19 protein-coding genes are annotated in these 22,280 nt (G+C 72.7%); 11 read left to right on the top strand and 8 right to left on the bottom strand.

All coding sequences use genetic code 11. The features are described from left to right. The first annotated feature begins 21 nt into the window (after nucleotides 1-21). A complete protein-coding gene (locus BBH68_RS09095) occupies nucleotides 22-1,470 on the top strand; it encodes an NAD(P)H-quinone dehydrogenase (RefSeq protein WP_065960500.1) in 1,449 nt (482 codons plus the stop codon). Nucleotides 1,471-1,631: 161 nt separating this feature from the next. Next, nucleotides 1,632-2,612, top strand: a complete 981-nt coding sequence (locus BBH68_RS09090; RefSeq protein WP_065960499.1) for a DeoR/GlpR family DNA-binding transcription regulator — start codon at nucleotides 1,632-1,634, stop codon at nucleotides 2,610-2,612. Between the two features lie 113 nt (nucleotides 2,613-2,725). Here the strand turns inward: BBH68_RS09090 and BBH68_RS09085 are convergent, their stop codons facing one another. After that, entirely contained in the window at nucleotides 2,726-3,319 is a 594-nt protein-coding gene (locus BBH68_RS09085) for a TetR/AcrR family transcriptional regulator (protein ID WP_065960497.1), read from the bottom strand. A 441-nt stretch (nucleotides 3,320-3,760) separates the two neighbouring features. After that, nucleotides 3,761-5,524, bottom strand: coding sequence for an acetyl/propionyl/methylcrotonyl-CoA carboxylase subunit alpha (locus BBH68_RS09080; protein ID WP_065960495.1), 1,764 nt, complete (start codon nucleotides 5,522-5,524; stop codon nucleotides 3,761-3,763). Nucleotides 5,525-5,912: 388 nt separating this feature from the next. On the opposite strand from BBH68_RS09080, the gene BBH68_RS09075 reads away from it, so the two are divergent. After that, a complete protein-coding gene (locus BBH68_RS09075; RefSeq protein ID WP_065960615.1) occupies nucleotides 5,913-6,377 on the top strand; it encodes a hypothetical protein in 465 nt (154 codons plus the stop codon). A 96-nt stretch (nucleotides 6,378-6,473) separates the two neighbouring features. On the opposite strand, the gene BBH68_RS09070 is transcribed toward BBH68_RS09075, so the two are convergent. From BBH68_RS09070 to BBH68_RS09055, 4 genes are all read right to left on the bottom strand, one after another. Next, nucleotides 6,474-7,091 (bottom strand): Maf family protein, encoded by a 618-nt coding sequence (locus BBH68_RS09070; protein ID WP_065960493.1) that lies wholly within the window; start codon nucleotides 7,089-7,091, stop codon nucleotides 6,474-6,476. 131 nt (nucleotides 7,092-7,222) lie between these two features. Next, complete coding sequence (mmpB, locus tag BBH68_RS09065) at nucleotides 7,223-7,354, bottom strand: morphogenic membrane protein MmpB (protein ID WP_352142935.1); 132 nt, start codon at nucleotides 7,352-7,354, stop codon at nucleotides 7,223-7,225. Nucleotides 7,355-7,536: 182 nt separating this feature from the next. After that, nucleotides 7,537-7,743: an acyl-CoA carboxylase epsilon subunit gene (locus BBH68_RS09060; protein ID WP_065960490.1), complete on the bottom strand. Its 207-nt coding sequence runs from the start codon at nucleotides 7,741-7,743 to the stop codon at nucleotides 7,537-7,539. 57 nt (nucleotides 7,744-7,800) lie between these two features. Beyond that, nucleotides 7,801-9,396, bottom strand: a complete 1,596-nt coding sequence (locus BBH68_RS09055) for an acyl-CoA carboxylase subunit beta (RefSeq protein ID WP_065960489.1) — start codon at nucleotides 9,394-9,396, stop codon at nucleotides 7,801-7,803. A 173-nt stretch (nucleotides 9,397-9,569) separates the two neighbouring features. Between BBH68_RS09055 and BBH68_RS09050 the strand changes: the two genes are divergently transcribed. The 6 genes from BBH68_RS09050 to hutH all read left to right on the top strand — a co-directional run bounded on the left by BBH68_RS09050 (nucleotide 9,570) and on the right by hutH (nucleotide 17,474). Next, a complete protein-coding gene (locus tag BBH68_RS09050) occupies nucleotides 9,570-10,457 on the top strand; it encodes a biotin--[acetyl-CoA-carboxylase] ligase (RefSeq protein ID WP_065960485.1) in 888 nt (295 codons plus the stop codon). A gap of 201 nt (nucleotides 10,458-10,658) precedes the next feature. Further along, a complete protein-coding gene (locus BBH68_RS09045) occupies nucleotides 10,659-11,804 on the top strand; it encodes an adenylate/guanylate cyclase domain-containing protein (RefSeq protein WP_065960483.1) in 1,146 nt (381 codons plus the stop codon). Nucleotides 11,805-12,057: 253 nt separating this feature from the next. Next, nucleotides 12,058-13,578, top strand: a complete 1,521-nt coding sequence (locus tag BBH68_RS09040; RefSeq protein ID WP_065960481.1) for a cytochrome P450 family protein — start codon at nucleotides 12,058-12,060, stop codon at nucleotides 13,576-13,578. Nucleotides 13,579-13,629: 51 nt separating this feature from the next. Beyond that, nucleotides 13,630-14,469, top strand: a complete 840-nt coding sequence (locus BBH68_RS09035; RefSeq protein WP_065960479.1) for an enoyl-CoA hydratase/isomerase family protein — start codon at nucleotides 13,630-13,632, stop codon at nucleotides 14,467-14,469. Between the two features lie 136 nt (nucleotides 14,470-14,605). After that, nucleotides 14,606-15,805, top strand: a complete 1,200-nt coding sequence (locus tag BBH68_RS09030) for a GGDEF domain-containing protein (protein ID WP_174588997.1) — start codon at nucleotides 14,606-14,608, stop codon at nucleotides 15,803-15,805. A 130-nt stretch (nucleotides 15,806-15,935) separates the two neighbouring features. After that, complete coding sequence (gene hutH, locus BBH68_RS09025; protein WP_174588996.1) at nucleotides 15,936-17,474, top strand: histidine ammonia-lyase; 1,539 nt, start codon at nucleotides 15,936-15,938, stop codon at nucleotides 17,472-17,474. 138 nt (nucleotides 17,475-17,612) lie between these two features. Here the strand turns inward: hutH and BBH68_RS41870 are convergent, their stop codons facing one another. Continuing rightward, nucleotides 17,613-17,882, bottom strand: coding sequence for a hypothetical protein (locus tag BBH68_RS41870; protein ID WP_065960474.1), 270 nt, complete (start codon nucleotides 17,880-17,882; stop codon nucleotides 17,613-17,615). Nucleotides 17,883-18,282: 400 nt separating this feature from the next. Here BBH68_RS41870 and BBH68_RS09015 point away from each other — a divergent pair, with 400 nt between their 5' ends. Continuing rightward, complete coding sequence (locus BBH68_RS09015) at nucleotides 18,283-19,566, top strand: L,D-transpeptidase (protein WP_076972198.1); 1,284 nt, start codon at nucleotides 18,283-18,285, stop codon at nucleotides 19,564-19,566. Nucleotides 19,567-19,969: 403 nt separating this feature from the next. Further along, nucleotides 19,970-20,758 (top strand): VOC family protein, encoded by a 789-nt coding sequence (locus BBH68_RS09010; RefSeq protein ID WP_065960471.1) that lies wholly within the window; start codon nucleotides 19,970-19,972, stop codon nucleotides 20,756-20,758. Between the two features lie 34 nt (nucleotides 20,759-20,792). On the opposite strand, the gene BBH68_RS09005 is transcribed toward BBH68_RS09010, so the two are convergent. Beyond that, nucleotides 20,793-22,256: a DUF2079 domain-containing protein gene (locus BBH68_RS09005; RefSeq protein ID WP_065960469.1), complete on the bottom strand. Its 1,464-nt coding sequence runs from the start codon at nucleotides 22,254-22,256 to the stop codon at nucleotides 20,793-20,795. Nucleotides 22,257-22,280: the final 24 nt, after the last annotated feature.

The raw sequence follows: 22,280 nt of genomic DNA, 5'->3' as shown, positions 1-22,280 counted from the left end.
ATGTGATGAGGGTGCGGGACAATGGAGCATGTGACTCGGATCGTGATCATTGGTGGCGGACCCGGCGGCTATGAGGCGGCGCTGGTCGCCGCTCAGCTCGGTGCGGAGGTGACCGTCGTCGACTGCGACGGTCTGGGCGGGGCGTCGGTGCTCACCGACTGTGTGCCCTCCAAGACGTTGATCGCCACCGCTGAGGTGATGACGACCTTCGACTCTTCGTACGAGGAGTTGGGGATCATCGTGGCCGATGACACCCCGCCGCTGGCCCAGGAGGCCCGGGTGGTGGGCGTTGACCTGGGCAAAGTCAATCGGCGGGTGAAGCGTCTGGCGCTGGCCCAGTCCCATGACATCACCGCGTCGGTCACCCGCGCGGGCGCGCGGGTGATGCGCGGGCGCGGGCGGCTGGAGCCGTCCCAGGCGCCCGACGGGTCACGGAAGGTGATCGTCCGGGCGGCGGACGGATCCGAGCAGACGCTGGTCGCGGACGCCGTGCTGGTCGCCACCGGGGCCCACCCCAGGGAGATCCCGGACGCGCTGCCGGACGGGGAGCGCATCCTGAACTGGACCCAGGTGTACGACCTGGAGGAGCTCCCGGAGGAGCTGATCGTGGTCGGCTCCGGTGTCACGGGCGCCGAGTTCGCGGGCGCGTACCAGGCGCTGGGGTCGAAGGTCACCCTGGTCTCCAGCCGGGACCGGGTGCTGCCCGGCGAGGACCCGGACGCGGCGGCCGTGCTGGAGGACGTCTTCCGGCGGCGCGGGATGAACGTGATGGCGCGCTCGCGGGCGCAGGCCGCCAAGCGGGTCGGGGACCGGGTCGAGGTGACGCTCCAGGACGGGCGGGTGATCACGGGCACCCACTGTCTGATGGCCGTCGGCTCCATACCGAACACGGCCGACATGGGCCTGGAGGAGGCCGGGGTCCGGCTCAAGGAGTCCGGGCACATCTGGACCGACAAGGTCTCCCGGACCAGCGCCCCCGGCGTGTACGCGGCGGGCGACTGCACCGGGGTGCTGGCGCTGGCGTCGGTGGCGGCCATGCAGGGCCGGATCGCGATGTACCACTTCCTCGGCGACGCGGTCGGCCCGCTCAACCTGAAGACCGTCTCGGCGAACGTCTTCACCGACCCGGAGATCGCCACGGTCGGCTACTCGCAGGCCGATGTGGACGGCGGGAAGATCGACGCCCGGGTGGTGAAGCTGCCGCTGCTGCGCAACCCGCGCGCGAAGATGCAGGGCATCCGGGACGGCTTCGTGAAGATCTTCTGCCGCCCGGGCACCGGCATCGTGGTCGGCGGCGTGGTGGTCGCGCCGCGCGCCAGTGAGCTGATCCACCCGATTTCGCTCGCGGTCGACAACAACCTGACGGTGGAGCAGATCGCGAGCGCCTTCACGGTCTACCCGTCCCTGTCCGGCTCGATCGCCGAGGTGGCGCGGCAGCTCCACACGCGGAAGACGCAGGAAGAGGCATAGGAGGCGGGGACGGAGATCGCTTCCCATACCGCCCCATACCATCTCGCGGGGTCGCAGACGAACAACATCTGTTAATTGGTGCAAGCTGCTGAAACCAGACGGTCGTTGGCGTTACTGTCAGTTTCGTGTTCGCTGCAGAACGTCGCCAATTGATCCTTGAAATGGTGCGTGCGAACGGAGCGGTGTCGCTCCGCGAGCTCGCCCGCGTCGTCCAGACCTCCGAAGTGACCGTACGGCGGGATGTGCGGGCGCTGGAGGCAGAAGGACTGCTCGACCGCCGGCACGGCGGTGCGGTGCTGCCGGGCGGATTCACCAGGGAGTCCGGCTTCCCGCAGAAATCCCATCTAGCGACCGCGGAGAAGACGGCGATCGCCGATCTCGCGGCCGGTCTCGTCGACGAGGGCGAGGCCGTCGTGGTCGGCGCCGGGACCACCACGCAGGAGCTGGCCCGCCGGCTCGCGCGCGTCCCGGGTCTGACCGTGGTCACCAATTCCCTGCTCGTCGCGCAGGCCCTGGCGCATGCCAACCGCGTGGAGGTCGTCATGACCGGCGGCACCCTGCGCGGCTCCAACTACGCGCTGGTCGGCAGCGGCGCCGAGCAGTCCCTCCAGGGGCTCCGGGTCAGCCGGGCCTTCCTGTCCGGCAGCGGGCTGACCGCCGAGCGCGGCCTGTCCACGTCCAACATGCTGTCCGCCAGCGTCGACCGCGCGCTGGTCCAGGCGGCGGCGGAGGTGGTGGTGCTCGCGGACCACACCAAGCTGGGCACCGACACCATGTTCCAGACGGTGCCGACGGACGTCATCACCCGTCTGGTGACCGACGAGCCGCCCCCGCACGACGACCGCGCCCTCACCGAGCTGCAGGCCCTCGCCGACCAGGGCGTGCAGATCACGGTGGCCGGGCCGGGCGCGGGCGCGGGCCCGGCGGGCGGCGAGGGCGGCCCGGCCGGGCCGGGACGGCAGCAGCCCCGGCTCGGCGGACCGTCCGCCGCGCGCGGCGGCGAGGACGGGCTGCCGCTCCCGGGTCCGCGCCGCAACCACCCGCACCAGCCGGGCGCCGGGCCCGGCGCCACGCTGCGCGGCTCGATGCCGCTGACCGAGCCGGGGGGCCGGGTCGCGGACCTGGCGCCACGGCGGCGCTGAGGGCGGGGAGGCCGGGCCGGGACGGGGCGGAGTCGGCGGGGGGCGTAGCCGGCGCCGGCTGGGCTTAGCCGGCGGGGGCAGAGTCGGCGGAGGGTTGAGCGGCTCGGCGCGGCTCAGCGCGGCTTGAGGCCGGTGAAGGTCAGCGCCAGCAGCCGATCGGCCAACTCCGGGTCGTCCGGCGACTGTTCCACGGCCAGCGCGATGGCGTTGGTCAGCTGCATCAGATCGGCTATGCCGACGTCGGACCGTACGTTCCCGGACTGCTGGGCGCGGGCGAGCAGCGCGCTGCCCGCCTCGCGCATCGGCAGACCGCACCCCTGGGACAGCGAGGAGCTCTCGTCCCCGGAGGCCGCCAACAGCGCGTGCGAGAGCCCGCGGTAGGTGCTCGCGTAATCGATGATCTCCCGCAGCCAGTCGACCAGCGCACGGCACGGCTGCGGCGCCTTCGCCAGCTCGCGGGCGCGCGCCAGCAGCGCGCACACCTCTTGCCGGAAGACGGCGCCCATCAGCGCGGTGCGGTTGGGGAAGTGCCGGTAGAGCGTGCCGATCCCGACCCCCGCCCGGCGCGCGATGTCCTCCAGCGACGCGTCGGTGCCGTGCTGGACGAACGCGGCCCTGGCCTCGGTCAGCAGCCGCTCGTAATTGCGGCGCGCGTCGGCGCGCATGGGGCGCGGTGGGGTGTGCGCCGGGGCTGTCTCGGTCGCCATCGCGGTCCTCCCTGCGCTGTCGGTCGTACGGTTCCCGTGGTGTCGTGTGGGCTTCGTGGCCCGTGGGTCAAGCATGCCATTACGAGCCGGGGCGTAAGTGTGACGGCGGTGGAGGCTGCGGCTCCGCGAGACCGCGTTGTCAACGCCTATGCGGCGCTGAAGGCCAACCTGCGGGCGGGGAATGGAGGCGGCTCAGCCGTTCGAACAAGGCTCGCAAGGCCGGGGTGCCGTTCCTTGAGGCGGATGCGGCTTACACCTCGCAGCGCTGTCCGCGCGACGAAGCGTGGACGACCGAGCACACAAGCTCGGCCGTTCCCGGCCGAGAAGGTGACATCCTGCCGCCTGGACGGCCCGCGCGGCCACCGGATGCCTCGGGCCCCGGTCGAGGGTTCGACCGGGGCCCGGGAGGCTGGGTGTGCCGGGACGTCAGCCCTGGATGTTTCAGTCCTTGATGTCGCAGATGACGGCGCCGGCGGTGATGGAGGCGCCGACTTCGGCGGTCAGGCCCTTGACGGTGCCGGAGCGGTGGGCGTTGATGGGCTGTTCCATCTTCATCGCTTCCAGGACCACTACGAGGTCGCCTTCGGCGACCTGGTCGCCCTCGGCGACGGCGATCTTGACGATGGTGCCCTGCATGGGGGAGGCCAGGGAGTCGCCCGAGGCGGCGGAGCCGGACTTCCGGGCCGCCTTGCGCTTGGGCTTCTTCGCCCCCGCACCGCCGCCGCCCGCGGGGGCCGCCGCGACGCCCAGGGAGGCGGGGAGGGAGACCTCCAGGCGCTTGCCGCCGACCTCGACGACCACCACCTCGCGCGGGGCGGCCTCCTCGGCCTCGTCCCCGCCTCCGGTGGGGGTGTAGGGGGGGATGGTGTTGGTGAACTCGGTCTCGATCCAGCGGGTGTGGACCGTGAACGGCTCGCTGGTGAAGGCGGGGTCGGTGACCACGGCCCGGTGGAAGGGGATCGCGGTCGCCATGCCCTCGACCTGGAACTCCGCCAGCGCCCGCGCCGCGCGCTGGAGGGCCTGGGCGCGGGTGGCGCCGGTGACGATGAGCTTGGCCAGCAGGGAGTCCCACGCCGGACCGATCACCGACCCGGACTCCACGCCCGCGTCCAGCCGCACCCCCGGCCCGCTGGGGGGCGCGAAGGTGGTGACGGTGCCGGGGGCGGGGAGGAAGTTGCGGCCCGGGTCCTCGCCGTTGATGCGGAACTCGATGGAGTGTCCGCGCATGGGCGGGTCGTCGTAGCCGAGGGGCTCGCCGTCGGCGATGCGGAACATCTCCCGGACCAGGTCGATGCCGGTGACTTCCTCGGTGACCGGGTGCTCGACCTGGAGGCGGGTGTTGACCTCCAGGAAGGAGATCGTGCCGTCCGTACCCACCAGGAACTCGACCGTGCCGGCGCCGACGTAGCCGGCTTCCTTGAGGATGGCCTTGGAGGCGCGGCGCAGTTCGGCGTTCTGTGCGTCGGTGAGGAAGGGGGCGGGGGCTTCTTCGACGAGTTTTTGGTGGCGGCGCTGGAGGGAGCAGTCGCGGGTGGAGACGACGACCACGTTGCCGTGGGTGTCCGCCAGGCACTGGGTCTCGACGTGGCGGGGTTTGTCGAGGTAGCGCTCGACGAAGCATTCGCCGCGGCCGAAGGCGGCGACGGCCTCGCGGACGGCGGAGTCGTAGAGTTCGGGGACTTCTTCGAGGGTGCGGGCGACTTTCAGGCCGCGGCCGCCGCCGCCGAAGGCGGCTTTGATGGCGATGGGGAGGCCGTGCTGCTGGGCGAAGGCGAGGACTTCGTCGGCGCCGGAGACGGGGTCGGGGGTGCCGGCGACCAGGGGGGCGCCGGCGCGCTGGGCGATGTGGCGGGCGGCGACCTTGTCCCCGAGGTCGCGGATCGCGGCGGGCGGGGGGCCGATCCAGGTCAGGCCCGCGTCCAGGACGGCCTGGGCGAAGTCGGCGTTCTCGGACAGGAAGCCGTAGCCGGGGTGGACGGCGTCCGCGCCGGACTCGGCGGCGGCGGCCAGGACCTTGGCCTGGTCGAGGTAGCTGGCCGCTGGTGTGTCACCGCCCAGCGCGTAGGCTTCGTCGGCCGCGCGCACATGCACCGCGTCCCGGTCCGGATCGGCATAGACCGCAACACTCGCGATCCCGGCATCCCGACAGGCACGGGCAACGCGGACCGCGATTTCGCCACGATTGGCGATGAGCACCTTGCGCACGATGGCTCCCTCCTTGAAACAAGCCGAGTTTAGGTACTGGCGACACCGCACGCCGAGAACAACTCGGGCGTGAGCTTGACCACACGGAGCGTGAACCCTGCCGTTAAGAGACAGCCGACTCCCCCGTCGTTCCACGGTACGCCCGGTTTTTCGGGCCGGAGGGCGAATCGCGCGGCAGTCGGGTGGGTCAGTTCCCCGAGCGGCGCTCCTCCGCGTTTCTTTGTGGAATCCCTACGAACGGGGGACGGAAACTTTGCCGCGGCGTTCCGGTCGTACGAGTGCGTTCCCGAACCCTTGTCGGGGGGCTTACCCGTTAGTAGCGTTCGTGAGGTCGAACCTTCTCGGGGGGAACGGCACCCGAGCCGGCGCAGCGGAAGGGGTGGGCGGGGTGGCGCGCAGACCCGTGGCCGTGGTGACGGCCGTGGCGCTGATCGTGGAGGCGGCCGGAATCGCGCTGCTCAACTGGATCCTGGGGCTGGTGGTCGACCGGCAGCGGATGTCCCTGGGCGGGCTCGACCCGGACGCGATGTCGATCGGCACCTGGGTCGCGGGCGGGCTCTTCGGCCTCTATCTGCTGCTGTGCGGCCTGGTGCTGCTGCGCGCCGCCGTGCGCGACCGCGCCCCCGGGCGCCTGGCCCGCATTCTGCTGATCACCTGCGCGGTGGGGCACGGGCTGGTGGGCGCCTTCTCGGTCGGCCTGGTGGGCTGGACCGCTTTCGCGGTCCTGATGGTGGTGCTCGGCCTGATCGTGTGGAGCCTGCTGGTGTACGACGAGTCGCCGGTCGCGGCCGAGAGCGGCGCCGCCCCGGGCGCCACGGGGGCCCAGGGCGGGGACGCGCCGCGTCCGGCCTGAGGGGCCATCGGCCTCCGGGCCCAGGTCAGCGGTCGGCGCCCGGCATCCGGCCTGAGGGGCCCGGTCCGGCGCCCGGCATCGGCCGACGGGCCGCGGTCAGCGCCCCGCGTCGGCCCACAGGTCGGTGATGCCCACGCCCAGCTCGGCCAGGAGCCGGCGCAGCAGCGGCAGGGACAGTCCGATGACGTTCCCCGCGTCGCCCTCGATGCCGTCGATAAAGGGCGCCGAGCGGCCGTCGAGCGTGAACGCGCCCGCCACGTGCAGGGGTTCGCCGCTGGCGACGTACGCCGCGATCTCGGCGTCGCTCGGCTCGCCGAAGTGGACCGTGGTGGAGGCGGTGGCGGAGGTGCGGCCGCCGGTCGCCGTGTCGATGAGGCAGTGCCCGGTCCGCAGGACGCCGGAGCGGCCGCGCATGGACTTCCAGCGGGCGGTGGCCTCCTCGGCGTCGGCGGGCTTGCCGAGCGGCTGGCCGTCGAGTTCCAGGACCGAGTCACAGCCGAGGACCAGGGCCCCGGCCGCCTCCGGAAGCGCGGCCACGGCGGCCGCCTTGGCCTCGGCCAGCACGCGCGCCAGCTCGGCGGGCGTCTCGGCGCTCAGGGCGTCCTCGTCCACACCGCTGACGATCACTTCGAAGGCCAGCCCGGCCTGGCGCAGCAGGGACCGGCGGGCGGGTGAGGCGGAGGCGAGGATGAGTGCGCGCTGGGTGTCAGTCATGCGCCCAGGGTAGGCGGCGGGCCTGGCCCCCACCCCACCCTTGCGCAGGTCAGGGACGCGGGCTCAGGTCAGGGACGCGGGCTCAGCGGCGGCGTCAGGGCCGGCGGCATCGGCGTCCGGGTCACGGACGGTCACGGACGCAGGCTCAGCAGCAGCATGAGGGTCAGGGTCGCGACCGCGAGCACCGTGCCCGCGCGGCGGAGCATGTCCTGGGCCCGCCGCAGCTCGTCGGGCGGCTCATCAGGCGGGTCGGACCACAGCATGCGGTCGATCCTGCGCCGCACCCGGGCCGTGGCGCCTGAGTACGCGTACTCAGGCGCCACGGGCGGAAGGGACTATTTTCCTGTAAACGGGGACTTGGGTGAGGCTGCTACGGCTCGGCCGGTACCCAAGCCGCCGCGCGCCTCGGCCCGGTCAGTAGCGCCTCAGCCCGGCCGGCAGCGCCTCAGCTCGGCCAGTAGGTCGTACGCCACGCTCTGGGCCCCGGGGGCGGGACCCGGCGGGCGGGGACGGTGCGGGCCGGGTCGGACCACTCCGGTGGCGCTCCCTCGCCCTGCGCGGCGGCCGCGGCGGCCGCCGCGCGGGCTTGGACCACCGCCAGGGCGGCGGCCAGCTCCTCTGGGGTCGGATTGCCCCGTACGATCTTGATCATGGAAACAGCCCTTCCTGGAGAGGGGTGGGAGGGCGCGGGGATGCCGCGCGCGGATCCCTACAGCGGGATGTTGCCGTGCTTCTTCGGGGGGAGGCTCTCGCGCTTGTTGCGGAGCGCGCGCAGGCCGCGGACGATGTGGCGGCGGGTGTCGGAGGGCATGATCACCGCGTCGACGTAGCCGCGTTCGGCGGCGATGTAGGGGTTCAGGAGGGTGTCCTCGTAGTCGGTGATCAGCTCGGCGCGGGTGGCCTCGGGGTCTTCGGCGGCCGCGATCGTGCGGCGGTGGAGGATGTTGACCGCGCCCTGGGCGCCCATGACGGCGATCTGTGCGGTGGGCCAGGCGAGGTTGAGGTCGGCGCCCAGGTGTTTGGAGCCCATGACGTCGTAGGCGCCGCCGAAGGCCTTGCGGGTGATGACCGTGATCAGTGGGACGGTGGCCTCCGCGTAGGCGAAGATCAGTTTGGCGCCGCGGCGGATGATGCCGTTGTACTCCTGGTCGGTGCCGGGCAGGAAGCCGGGCACGTCGACGAAGGTGAGCACCGGGATGTTGAAGGCGTCGCAGGTGCGCACGAAGCGGGCGGCCTTCTCGGAGGCGTCGATGTCCAGGCAGCCGGCGAACTGGAGCGGCTGGTTGGCGACCACGCCTACCGGGTGGCCCTCGACCCGGCCGAAGCCGGTGATGATGTTCGGCGCGAACAGCGGCTGGGTCTCCAGGAACTCCCCGTCGTCCAGCACGTGCTCGATGGCCTTGTGCATGTCGTACGGCTGGTTGGCGGAGTCCGGGATGAGGGTGTCCAGCTCCCGGTCCTCGTCCGAGACTTCCAGGTCGGCCTCGTCGGGGAAGGCCGGGGGCTCGGAGAGGTTGTTGGAGGGGAGGTAGGACAGCAGGGCCTTGACGTATTCGAAGGCGTCCTTCTCGTCGGCGGCCATGTAGTGGGCGACACCGGAGGTGGTGTTGTGGGTCCGGGCGCCGCCCAGGGCCTCGAAGCCCACGTCCTCGCCGGTGACCGTCTTGATCACATCGGGTCCGGTGATGAACATGTGGGAGGTCTGGTCGACCATGACCGTGAAGTCGGTGATGGCGGGGGAGTAGACGGCACCGCCCGCGCAGGGTCCGACGATCAGGCTGATCTGCGGGACGACGCCCGAGGCGTGGACGTTGCGGCGGAAGATCTCGGCGAACAGGCCGAGGGCGACCACGCCCTCCTGGATCCGGGCGCCTCCGCCGTCGTTGATGCCGATGATCGGGCAGCCGGTCTTCAGGGCGAAGTCCATGACCTTGACGATCTTCTCGCCGTAGACCTCGCCGAGTGAGCCGCCGAAGATCGTGAAGTCCTGGGAGTAGACGCAGACCGGGCGGCCGTCCACCGTGCCGTAGCCGGTCACCACCCCGTCGCCGTAGGGGCGGTTCTTCTCGATCCCGAAGTTGGTCGAGCGGTGGCGCGCGAATTCGTCGAGTTCGGTGAACGAGCCCTCGTCGAGGAGCAGGCCGATGCGCTCGCGCGCGGTCAGCTTGCCCTTGGCGTGCTGCTTCTCCACCGCTCGCGCCGAGCCCGCGTGTGTGGCCTCGTCGATGCGGCGCTGAAGGTCCGCGAGCTTGCCCGCGGTGGTGTGACGATTGGGAATCTCGGAGGAGATCTCAGGCTCGGACATCGGGATGCGGCTCCTGCTCGTCCTCGGGGGCTGGGAATCGGGCCCGGAAGCGGGGGCTTGCCGGGCGGGATCGGGAATGTGCGCCGGCTGGGCTACCGGCACGTAGCGTATCGGCGCGACTGTCTGTGGGCACTGCGTCGTTGGCCACACCTCCTGACCCTAGGCTGGCCCCTATGGCGTCTTCTGACACCCCGGGGAGCCCGGGAACCCCGAATGGCCCGGGCGGCCGCTGGTCCGACCTGGAACGACCCCCGCTGGTCGCCGCCGCGCTGCGGCGCGCCCTGGTGCGCCCCGGCGGGCTGTGGACGGAGCTGGACGTGGTGCTGGCGACCGGCTCCACCAACACCGACCTGGTCGCCCGGGCGACCGCCGGGGCCCCGGAGGGCGTGGTGCTCATCGCGGAGGAGCAGACCGCCGGGCGCGGCCGGCTGGACCGCGCCTGGACCGCCCCGCCCCGCTCCGGGCTGTTCTTCTCGGTGCTGCTGCGGCCCGGCGCCGCCGGGGTGCCGGCCGAGCGGTGGGGGTGGCTGCCGCTGCTCGCCGGGGTCGCCACCGCCGGGGCGCTGTCCCGGACCGCGGGCGTGGACACCGCGCTGAAGTGGCCGAACGACCTGCTGGTGACGGTCGACGGGCAGGAGCGGAAGTTCGGCGGGATCCTGGCCGAGCGGACCGGGGACGCGGTGGTCGTCGGCGTCGGCCTGAACGTTTCGCTGCGCGCCGAGGAGCTGCCCGTGCCCACCGCCGGGTCGCTGGCGCTCGCGGGCGCCGCCCACACCGACCGCGACCCGCTGCTGCGCGCGGTGCTGCGGTCGATCGAGGAGTGGTACGGGGAGTGGCGCCGCTTCGAGGGCGACCCCGGGCCGTGCGGGCTCCAGGAGACGTACGCGGCCGGGTGCGCGACCCTGGGCCGTAGGGTGCGCGCCGAGCTGCCGGGCGGCGGGGAGCGCGTGGGGGAGGCGGTCGCGATCGACGGCGACGGGCGGCTGGTGCTCGCCACGGAGGGCGGCGTGCAGGAGCCGGTCTCCGCCGGGGACATCGTGCATCTGCGCCCGGCGTCATAGGCGCCGGTCGGGAGGGGGTTTCCCAAGATTTTTTACGGCTCCGGGCAAAGAGTTTTCCCAGCTTTCCCGTGGAGAGTGAGCTAGGGCACACCTGACGTATCGTTGTGGCGGTCCGTCCAGCTCGGGAGGGCCGTGGGCCGGAAACCGAACCGGAAGAGGGAACGGAAGGGCAGTGCGCAGGGATCGGACAGGGGGCCGGCGGTGACCGCCGACGACAGGGATTCCGGCGCGGCTGAGGAGGCCGGGGCCCGGGACGCGGCCGCCGACGAGTTCGCGGCCGGCGCCGGCGCCGGCGAGACCGAACTGGACCCCCTCTCGCTCCGGCTCGAGCAGCTGATCCTCGGGGCGGAGCGGCAGTACACCCCGTTCCAGGCGGCCCGCAGCGCCGGGGTGTCCGTGGAGCTGGCCACCCGCTTCTGGCGGGCCATGGGCTTCGCCGACATCGGCCAGGCCAAGGCGCTCACGGAGGCGGACGTGCTGGCCCTGCGGCGGCTGGCCGGCCTGGTGGAGGCGGGCCTGCTGAGCGAGCCGATGGCCATCCAGGTGGCGCGGTCCACGGGACAGACCACGGCGCGGCTGGCCGACTGGCAGATCGACTCCTTCCTGGAGGGGCTCACCGAGCCGCACGAGACCGGCATGACCCGGACCGAGATCGCCTACCCGCTGGTCGAGCTGCTGCTCCCGGAGCTGGAGGAGTTCCTGGTCTACGTCTACCGGCGGCAGCTCGCGGCCGCGACGGGCCGCGTGGTGCAGACGGCGGACGACGCGGAGATGGTGGACCGCAGGCTGGCGGTCGGCTTCGCGGACCTGGTGAGCTTCACCCGGCTGACCAGGCGGCTGGAGGAGGAGGAGCTGGGCGAGCTGGTCGAGGCGTTCGAGACGACCGCAGCCGACCTGGTGGCCGCGCACGGCGGGCGGCTGATCAAGACCCTGGGCGACGAGGTGCTGTACGCGGCCGACGACGCGAGCATCGCCGCCGAGATCGGGCTGCGGCTGATCGAGACGCTGACCCACGACGAGACGATGCCCGAGCTGCGGGTCGGGATGGCGTTCGGGACCGTCACGACCCGGATGGGCGACGTCTTCGGCACGACGGTGAACCTGGCCAGCCGGCTGACCTCCATAGCCCCGAAGAACGCGGTCCTGGTGGACGGGGCGTTCGCGGAGGAGCTGGGGCGGCTGCGGGCCGCCCCGGTGTCGGAGGCGCAGGCCGCCGAGGAGGCGGCCGCGGCGGAGAAGGAGGGCGAGGAGCCGCCTTCGTACCGCTTCGCGCTCCAGCCCACCTGGCAGCGGCCGGTCCGTGGGCTGGGCGTCGTGGAGCCCTGGCTGCTCACCCGGCGCGGCTGAGGCGACGCCGGTGAGGCGGTGGGGGGACGGGGCGATGGGGGACGGCTCGTGGAGGCTGAGCCGGTGGGGGACGGGACGGCGTGGTTGCGCCCGTCTTGTGCGTCTTCGTTGAAGGGGCGGCTGACGGACGCCGTATCGCGCTAGCCTACCTGCGCGATCCGCGGGTGGATCTTGGCGAATCCCGGCGAGCCCCGGACTCGATGCCCTCGCACCACCTGTCGGCCCCGTACCGACGACAGAAGCCAGGAGCACTGTGACCCAGTCTTACGAATCGGTCGCCCGGCCCGCTGCCGTGCCCCCGCCGGGCTGCCCGGCGCACGCCGGCGGCACCACCGGAGCCGAGCCGCTCTACGGACCCGAGTTCACCCGGGACCCGTACGCCGTCTACCAACGGCTGCGCGAGACCCACGGCCCGCTCGCGCCCGTGGAACTGGACCCGGGCGTCACGGCCGTGCTGTGCGTCGGGTACGAGACGGCCCTGGAGATCCTGCGGCGTCCCGAGATGTTCTCCAAGGATCCGCGGAACTGGCGGGCGATGAACGAGGGCCGGGTCCCCGAGGCCACCCACTCCGCTCAGCTGATCAAGCCCCGGGCCCAGGCCGGCTGGGTGGACGGGGAGGCGCACCAGCGGCTGCGCGGCGCCATCGACGACAGCATGAGCCGGATCGACCTGGGGGCGCTGCGCGGCTATGTGGAGCGCATGGCCGACTCGCTGATCGACCAGTTCGCCGCGGCGGGCGAGGCCGATCTGATACCCGAGTACTGCCAGCTGGTCACGATGCTGGTCGTGGGCGAGCTGTTCGGCTGCCCGAAGGACATCGCGGACCGGCTGTTCGGGGGCATGGCGCAGCTGCTGGACGGGCAGGACCCGATGGCCGCGGCCCAGGCCGTGGACGCGACGCTGCGGGACCTGATCGAGCTCAAGCGGACCGAGCCGGGGGCCGACGTCACCTCCTGGCTGATCGCCCACCCGGCGCGGCTGGACACCGAGGAGCTGGTCGAGCAGCTGCTGCTGCTGATGGGCATGGGCAGCGAGCCGGTGTCCAGCCTCATCAGCAACGCCCTGCGGGTGCTGCTGACCGACGAGCGCTTCGCGGGGGACCTGGCGGGCGGCGGCATGCTCGTCGAGGACGCGCTGGACGAGGTGTTGTGGACCGAACCGCCGCTGGCCAATCTGGCGGTCCACTTCCCGCTGCGGGACGTCACGCTCAGCGGGATCCGGCTGCGCGCGGGCGAGCCCGTGGTGATCAGCTTCGCCGGGGGCAACCAGGACGCCCTGCACTCCTCGCACCACAAGCAGGGGAACCGGGCCCATCTGGCCTTCAGTGCCGGGCAGCACACCTGCTCCGGCCGCAGCCAGGCGCGGCTGATCGCGGCCGCGGCCATCGAGAAGCTGCTGGACCGGCTCCCGGACATCGAACTCGCCGTCGCCGCGGAGCAGCTGGAGTGGCGCCCGGGGCTGTACCAGCGCGGGCTGTCCGCGCTCCCGGTGCGGTTCGCCTCCGTCGGGGAGTCCTCCAAGGCCGCGGAGTGGGCCGCCGGGCAGGAGGCCCCGACGGCCCCCGCCTCAGCGGCCCCGGCTCCGGCCGCTCCGGCGGTCCCGGCGTCCCCGGAGTTCCCGCCCGCCCCGCCCGCTCCGCCGGGCTTGCCGGCCTTGCCGGGGGCGGAGGGCGCGGCCGAGGCCGAGCCCGTCGGCGGAGTCGCGGACGCGGGCAAGCCGAAGCCGTCCGGCGTGCTGGGCTTCCTGGCCAGGTGGCGGCGCTCGCGCAAGTGATCCGGGCCGCGCCGTCCCCGGTCCCACTGGCCGGGGGCGGCGCGGGCTGCGATGATCCGTCCCGACGTGTTCACGCTCGTTAACCGGGAGGGTCGTGTGAGTGAGCAGCGCTACGGCGAGTGGGTCGCGGTCCGGCGGGACGGGTTCGTGGCCGAGCTGGTGCTGGACCGGCCGAAGGCCATGAACGCCGTCTCCTCGGACATGGCGCGGAGCATCGCCCAGGCGTGCGCCGCGCTGGCCGAGGACGGCTCCGTACGGGCCGTGGTGCTGTCCTCGACGCACGAGCGGGCCTTCTGCGTCGGGGCCGACCTGAAGGAGCGGAACTCCCTGAGCGACGCCGAGCTGGGGCGGCAGCGCCCGCTGGCGCGCGCCGCCTACACCGGGGTGCTGGAGCTGCCGATGCCGACGGTGGCCGCGGTGCACGGCTTCGCGCTGGGGGGCGGCTTCGAGCTGGCCCTGTCCTGCGATCTGATCGTCGCGGACGGCACGGCGGTGGTCGGGCTGCCCGAGGTCTCGGTCGGGGTGATCCCGGGCGGGGGCGGCACCCAGCTGCTGCCGCGCCGGGTGGGGGCCGCGCGGGCCGCCGAGCTGATCTTCACGGCGCGGCGGGTGCCCGCCGCGGAGGCCCGTGAGCTGGGCCTCGTCGACCGGCTGGTGGCCGACGGGGAGGACCGCGCCGAGGCGCTGGCGCTGGCCCGGAGCATCGCCGCGAACTCACCGGTCGGGCTGCGCGCGGCCAAGCGGGCGCTTCGGGTCGGTTACGGACTTGATCTGCGGGCAGGCCTTGAAGTCGAGGACGCGGCCTGGCGGTCGGTGGCCTTCTCCGGGGACCGGGCGGAGGGCGTGGCGGCCTTCAACGAAAAGCGCACACCGAACTGGCCCGGCGAATAACCCGGGACGGGACAAGGCGGAATTCGCCGAACATTCCTACGCTGGACTGTGCGGTGTGTGCGGCAGGGGAATGCGAGGCGTGGTGACGGGCGAGGGTGATGCGCGGCTGAAGGCCGTGGTGGGACTGGCGCAGGCGATGGCGGCCGCGCACACCCCGCGCGAGGCGGTGCGCTCCGCGGCGGCGGCCGCGCGCACCGCGCTCGGCGGGAGCTTCGCGGCGGTCTCGGTGTGGGAGCGCGAGCTGGGGCGGCTGCGGGTGCTGGTCAACAACGGGGAACTGGGCGAGGGCGAGGAGGAGTTCCCCGACGCCGAGTTCTATCCGGTGCACGAGTTCCCCGAGATCACCGAGTTCCTGCACGAGCAGTGGGCCCGGGGCGGGGAGCCGCACGCCTGGGTGGAGGTCGCCGCCTGGCCGGGCGAGGACGGCCCGGGCCCCGGCCTGGCCCCGGACCCGGCCCCGGACCGGGGCGCGGACCTCGGCCTGGGCCTGGAGCTGAGCCCGGGCGGTGGGGAAGGTCCCCGGACGGCGCTGCGCGGCATCAGCCCCGGGCGGGTGGCGGCGCTGCGGCGGCGCGGGCGGGGCAGCTGTGTGGTCGCGCCGATCGTGCTGCACGGGCGGGCGTGGGGCGAGCTGTACGTGGCGCGGCGGGCCGGGGATCCGGTGTTCGGCCGGGCCGACGCGGACTTCGCGACCGTACTGGCCGCGGTGACCGCCGCCGGCATCGCGCAGACCGAGCGGCTCGAGGAGGCCCGCAGACTGGCCTTCACCGACCCGCTGACCGGGCTCGGCAACCGCCGGGCGGTGGACATACGGCTGGACGAGGCGCTGGAGGAGCACCGCCGGGACGGGGTGGTGGTGAGCCTGGTGATGTGCGACCTCAACGGGCTCAAGCAGGTCAACGACACGCTGGGGCACGCCGTGGGCGACCGGCTGCTGGAACGGTTCGGCTCGGTGCTCTCGCTGTGCGGCGCCATGCTGCCGGGCGCGCTGGCGGCCCGGCTGGGGGGCGACGAGTTCTGCCTGGTGGAGGTCGGGCCGTCGGCGGACGAGGTGGTGCGGGTGGCCGACGAGCTGTGCCGCAGGGCCGCCGAGCTGGAGTTGGGCGAGGGGGTCGCCTGCGGGGTCGCCTCCACCGGCGACCCGATCGGCCCGGTTAACAGCGCCCGGCGGCTGTTCCGGCTGGCGGACGCCGCCCAGTACCGGGCGAAGGCCGCCCGCTCGGCGAAACCGGTGGTGGCGGGGCGGGAGGGGGGCCCGGAGGACCCGGTGGTGCGGCTGGCCGACACCCCCGCGCACCGCGCACCCGAGCGCCGCACCTTCCGGGGCCGTCTGTAGGGGCGGTCTGTAGGGGCCGGCTGTACGGGCCGTCTCTCGCGGTGGTCGCGCCCCGGAGGGGCCAGGAGCCGGTCGTACACGGGCCAGGTGACAGACAGAGATTCAGTATCTAGGGTGCCTGAATATGGATATGCATTCTGTGGTGCTGGGCACCTCCGGCACGACCGCGGCCGAGGTGATCGCCGTCGCGCGCGACGGCGCGCGGGTCGAGCTGTCCGAGGAGGCCCTGGCGGCCGTCGCCGCCTCCCGCCGGGTCATCGACGACCTCGCCGCCAAGCCCGAACCCGTCTACGGCGTCTCCACCGGCTTCGGCGCGCTCGCCGTCCGCCACATCAGCCCGGACCTGCGCGTCCAGCTCCAGCGCAACATCGTGCGCTCGCACGCCGCCGGCATGGGGCCGCGGGTCGAGCGCGAGGTGGTGCGCGCGCTGATGTTCCTGCGTCTGAAGACGCTCGCCTCGGGCCGCACCGGCGTCCGCCCGGTGGTCGTGGAGACCATGGCCGCCGTCCTCAACGCGGGCATCACGCCCGTGGTGCACGAGTACGGCTCGCTCGGCTGCTCCGGGGACCTCGCCCCGCTGTCCCACTGCGCGCTGGCGCTGATGGGCGAGGGCGAGGCCGAGGGCCCGGACGGCACGCTGCGCCCGGCCGGCGAGCTGCTGGCCGAGCACGGCATCGAGCCGGTCGAGCTGCGCGAGAAGGAAGGGCTCGCGCTGCTCAACGGCACGGACGGGATGCTGGGCATGCTGATCATGGCCTGCGCGGATCTGGGCCGGCTGTTCACCGTCGCCGATGTGACGGCCGCGCTGTCGCTGGAGGCGCTGCTGGGCACCGACCGGGTGCTGGCGCCCGAGCTGCACGCCATACGGCCGCACCCGGGCCAGGCGGCGAGCGCGGACAACATGCTGCGGGTGCTCGCCGGGTCCGGCCTCACCGGCCACCACCAGGACGACGCGCCGCGGGTCCAGGACGCCTACTCGGTCCGCTGCGCGCCCCAGGTCGCCGGCGCGGGCCGGGACACCCTCGCGCACGCCCGGCTGGTCGCCGAGCGCGAGCTGGCCTCCGCCGTGGACAACCCGGTGGTGCTGCCCGACGGCCGGGTGGAGTCCAACGGCAACTTCCACGGGGCGCCCGTCGCGTACGTCCTGGACTTCCTGGCGGTCGCCGCGGCCGACCTCGCCTCGATCGCCGAGCGCCGCACCGACCGGCTGCTGGACAAGAACCGCTCGCACGGCCTGCCGCCGTTCCTGGCGGGCGACGCGGGCGTGGACTCGGGTCTGATGATCGCGCAGTACACCCAGGCGGCCCTGGTGAGCGAGATGAAGCGGCTGGCGCAGCCGGCCTCCGTCGACTCCATCCCGTCCTCGGCGATGCAGGAGGACCACGTCTCGATGGGCTGGTCGGCCGCGCGCAAGCTGCGGACGGCGGTGGACAACCTGACCCGGGTGCTGGCGGTGGAGCTGGTCGCGGCCACCCGCGCGATCGAGCTGCGGGAGGGACTGACGCCGGCCCCCGCGAGCCGCGCGGTGCTGGCGGCGGTGCGCCGGGCGGGCGTCGAGGGCCCGGGCGAGGACCGCTACCTGGCACCGGACCTGGCGGCGGCGGACGCGTTCGTACGGTCGGGAAAGCTGACCGAGGCGGTCGAAGAGGTGACCGGCCCCCTGGCCTGAGCGGGGCCTAGCTGGCGAGTGAGCCGAAGGGGCGCGCCGCTGTCGAAAGGGAGAGCGCGCGGAGGCCCTGAGGAACGAAGGGCCGAGCACGGTCGACCGTCGACAGGGGCTGAGGCGCCCCGGAGGCGAACCGAGCCCTTAAAGGGGGGCCCGTCGGCGTACGGAGGCGGTCACCATCGCGACGCCGAGCCCGAGGAAGGCGGTGCCGCCGACCAGGTACGGGGTGACGTCCACGCTGCCGGTGTCGGCCAGGTTCTCGCCGGAGGACGGCTGGGCGCTCGTCTGTCCGGCGGGCGCCCGACCGTCCCGCTCGACGGTGGCGTTCGCGGACGGGACGAACCACAGGGCGCACAGCAGCGAGCCGGCGGCAGCGGCGGTCAGCAGCGGTCGGCGTGCGGACAACGGCATCCTCCTTGAGGCTGCGGTCAATTGGCCCCGTGCGTCCGATCGTAGTGACAACTGCGGGTCGCGCGGAAGCGAGGCCGCCCGGAGGCATACCCTCCGTCGTATGGGCAGTCCTGAGACGACATGCTTTGTGCCGCTTTGGGGTGGGTTGGTCCCGGCAACCTTCGGAGGTCCGCGACCCCGACGCGCCGAAGTGGAACGGAGATCGGGGCCTCGGCGTCCTGGAGGATAAGAGGGGACAGGGACGACTGAGCCGCACGGGTGCCGGGTACCCCGGTCGGGCCACGGGCTTGACCGGCGCCTTTGCTAAGTGGCATCGCGCACAGTTTTACTGTGCGAGGAACCGACCAAAAGGTACAGGCGTTCTTGTCGAACAGGTCCGGGGTTTCTGGGGTCCAGATCAATGGAGAAGCGTGTGATGACGGACGGCAAGCGCCGTAAAGGGCTGGTGGCGGCCGCGGCCGCCGTGCTCTGTGGAGTACTGACTCTCTCGGCGTGCGGAGGGGATGACAAGGGCGGCAGCGACGGGGACAAGAACGACGGCGGCAAGTCGCAGTCCCAGGTGGACGAGGCGGCCGCCAAGGACGCGTCGCAGGCCCACATCAAGATTTCGCCCAAGGCCGGAGCGAACAACGCGGGCATCAACAGCGACACCAAGGTCACGGTGTCCGGCGGCACGCTCAAGGACGTGACGATGACCGCGGCCGCGACGGGCACCACCGTCCCCGGCACCATATCGGCCGACAAGAAGTCCTGGAAGCCGAACGGGCAGCTGGAGCGGTCCACCCAGTACAAGATCACCGCCACGGCCGTGGACTCCGACGGCCGCAAGGCCACCGAGAACTCGTCGTTCACCACCGTCTCGCCGGCCAACAGCTTCATCGGGAACTTCACGCCGGAGAGCGGCTCGACGGTCGGCGTCGGCATGCCCGTGTCGATCAACTTCGACAAGGCGATCAGCGACAAGAAGGCCGTCCAGTCGCACATCACGGTCAACTCCAGCAGCGGTCAGCAGGTCGTCGGCCACTGGTTCGGCAGCCAGCGCCTGGACTTCCGGCCGAAGGAGTACTGGAAGGCCAACTCGACGGTCACCCTGAAGCTGGACCTCGACGGCGTCGAGGGCTCGCCCGGCGTGAAGGGCGTTCAGGAGAAGACCGTCTCGTTCAAGATCGGTCGCTCCCAGGTCTCCACGGTCGACGCCGAGGCCAAGACCATGAAGGTCGTGCGTGACGGCAAGCTGCTCAAGACCATTAAGATCTCGGCCGGCAGCCCGCAGAACACGACCTACAACGGTCAGATGGTGATCTCCGAGAAGTTCAAGGAGACCCGGATGAACGGCGCCACGGTCGGCTTCACGGACAGCGACGGCAAGGGCGAGTACGACATCAAGGACGTGCCGCACGCCATGCGCCTGACCACCTCGGGCACCTTCATCCACGGCAACTACTGGGGCGCCAAGTCCATCTTCGGCAGCGTCAACACCAGCCACGGCTGCGTGGGCCTGTCGGACACCAAGGGCGCGAACGACCCGGGCACCGACGGCTCCTGGTTCTACAACCAGTCCCAGATCGGTGACGTCGTGATCGTGAAGAACTCGCACGACAGGACCGTCTCGCCGGACAACGGCCTGAACGGTTGGAACATGAGCTGGAGCCAGTGGGTCGCCGGCAGCGCCACCGGCGCCTGACGCACCCTTAGGACTCCCGCCCCGGGCGGCGGTCGGCCCTCACGGGCCGCCCGCCGCCCGTCGGCTTTCTCAGCCCGCTGCCGTCCGGCGTCAGCGCCGCGGGTCCTTGGCGCGTACGCAACGCAGCCCGCGGGCGTCCTCGTACGGGTGTGCGTAGGGGTTCACGCCGGGCGTCCTGCCGTACGCCTGTGACGGCCGTTTCCCAAGACGGTGCGAGGCCGGTAGCGATGCGGTGAGGAGGAGGGGGCGACGAGGACGGGGCGGGAAGGGCGCGGTGAGAAGGGCGCGCGGATGGCCCGGGCGGCGGTGCCGAGTGGCGGCGGCGCCGCGCCCCGGGACAATGGGCCGAGGGGATGTGTCCGTCCGGCCGCCGCGGCGGCCGGGGCCCGACCGGGAGGCGCCGATGCCCGAAGTCACCGAGCCCTACCAGCCCGGTACCCCCTGCTGGATCGATGTGGTGGCCCCCGACCAGGCGGCCGCCCTCGACTTCTACGCCCAGGTCTTCGGCTGGGAGGGCCGCCCCGGCCCGCCCGAGACCGGCGGATACGCGCTGTGCACCCTTCGGGGCAAGCCGGTGGCCGGCATCATGTCGGCCGAGGCGATGGGCGACCAGCCCCCGCCGCCGCCCGTGTGGACCAGCTACTTCTCCACCTCGGACGCCGACGCCACGCTCCAGGCCGTCACGCGCAACGGGGGCACCGTGTTCACCCCCGCCGTGGAGGTCATGAATCTGGGGCGGATGCTGGTGGCCGCCGACCCGACCGGGGCGGTCTTCGGCGTCTGGGAGCCGAGGGACTTCCCCGGCGCGGGCCTCGTCAACGAGCCCGGCGCCCTGATCTGGAACGAACTCAACACCACCGACCCCGAGGCCGCCGCCGCCTTCTACCAGGCCGCGCTGGGCCTTGTCGCCGCCCCGATGGAGGGCGCGGAGGACTACTTCTCGCTGTCGGTGGAGGGCCGCCCGGTGGGCGGGATGCGGCCGCTGGGCGAAGGCGCCCCGCCCGACGCGGGCTCGCACTGGCTGGTCTACTTCGCGGTCGCGGACACCGATGGGACCGTGGCGAAGGTGAACTCGGCCGGCGGGACGGTGTGCCGGGAGCCCTTCGACATGGTGGCGGGCCGGATGGCCGTGGTCCAGGACCCGCAAGGGGCCGCGTTCGCGCTGATCGCCCCCGAGCCGATGACAGCCTGACGCCGATCCCGATCCCCGTTCCCCCCGCGGGGGTTCAGCCCCCGTGGACCCGCTTGAGCACGAAGTAGCCCCCGCTGGAGCCGAGATACGCGTAGCGCGCGTCCGGGTGGAGCTGCTTGGCGTACTCGACGAGCTGATCGGGCGTGCGGTCGTACTCCTGAAGGGCTATGTAGTCCGGCACGACACCGCGCGTACCGCCGACCCACAGGACCCGGCAGCGGTTGGTGAGCCGGCTTATCGGCCCCACGTTGGCCTCGACCGACGCCCCGTCGGGGATCCGGTCCAGCAGCCGCTCCACGGCGGTGACCTCCTTGGGCTTCTCGTAGTAGCCCGGGTCGGTCAGGTTCTCCAGCGGCAGCGAGGCGGTGAGGGCCAGCGCCGCGCCGGCGACCAGGGCGGGCAGCTGCCGGGCGTACGAGGCGAGCCAGGGGCGGTGGCTGTCGCGGGTGCGGTGCACGGCGTCGACGAGGGCGAGCGCGACGATCGGCATCAGCACCGCGCTGTAGTGCCAGTCCGTGCCCCAGTAGTGGTCGTCGTGGGAGACGAAGCGCCAGCCGAGGGTGGGCACGGCGGCCAGCAGCAGCGGGGAGCGCAGCGCGAGCAGCCCGCTGGTGGGCAGCAGCACCCACAGCAGGGTGCGCACCGCGGTCTCGAAGGGGATGGTCCCGGTCTGCTCGCCGCCACTGCCGACCTTGTTCCAGTAGTCGTACGAGCCGGAGCCGTTGAAGCTCGGGATGATCACTCCGAGCGCGAGGGCGCAGGCCAGCACGCCGAAGGCGATGAGCCCGACCGCGAGCGGGACGATCCGCGGCGGCCGCTCCTGCCAGGTGCGGATCAGGATCACGGCGCCGATCGCGGCCACCGTGGCCCCCATGTCCTCCTTGACGAAGACCAGCGGGGCGGCCCACAGCATCGCCGCGTACCAGCGCCGCAGGATGACCGCCTCCAGGGAGAGGGCGAGCAGCGGCATCGCGAAGGCGATCTCGTGGAAGTCGAAGTCGACGGCCCGCTGGACCCCCCAGGACAGCCCGTACGCGACCCCGATCGCCAGCCCCCGGCCCCGCCCCAGCAGGCGCGCCGCGACGCGGGTGACCGGGATGGTGGAGAGGGCGAAGAGGGCGGCCTGGGCGACGAGCAGGGTGACGGGGGAGGGGAAGACCCGGTAGAAGGGCGCGAGCAGGGCGGTGACCGGGCTGAAGTGGTCGCCCAGGATGTTGAACCCGGGGCCCTTGAGGTCGGCGACGGGGGTCTGGAAGTGGGCGTAGGAGCGTATCGCCTGCTCGAAGATGCCCAGGTCCCAGGACATGGTCGCCATCCGCCGGTAGCGGCACACCGATACGGCGGCGAAGGCCACGAAGAACCCGGCGGCCAGCCAGTAGGGGTCGAGCCGCGGGTGACGCGCCGCCGGTTGACGGGTACCTGCCTGCTCGTGGTCCAAGGTGGCGGCGGTCGCCCCCTCGGCGGTGGTGCCGGGCGGGGTTGCGGCGGCCGTGTCCATCCAGGGTCCTTATCGTGTGGGCGG

The sequence above is a fragment of the Streptomyces sparsogenes genome, assembly GCF_001704635.1.
Lineage (GTDB): Bacteria > Actinomycetota > Actinomycetes > Streptomycetales > Streptomycetaceae > Streptomyces > Streptomyces sparsogenes.
This window is presented reverse-complemented; position numbering and strand designations above follow the sequence as displayed.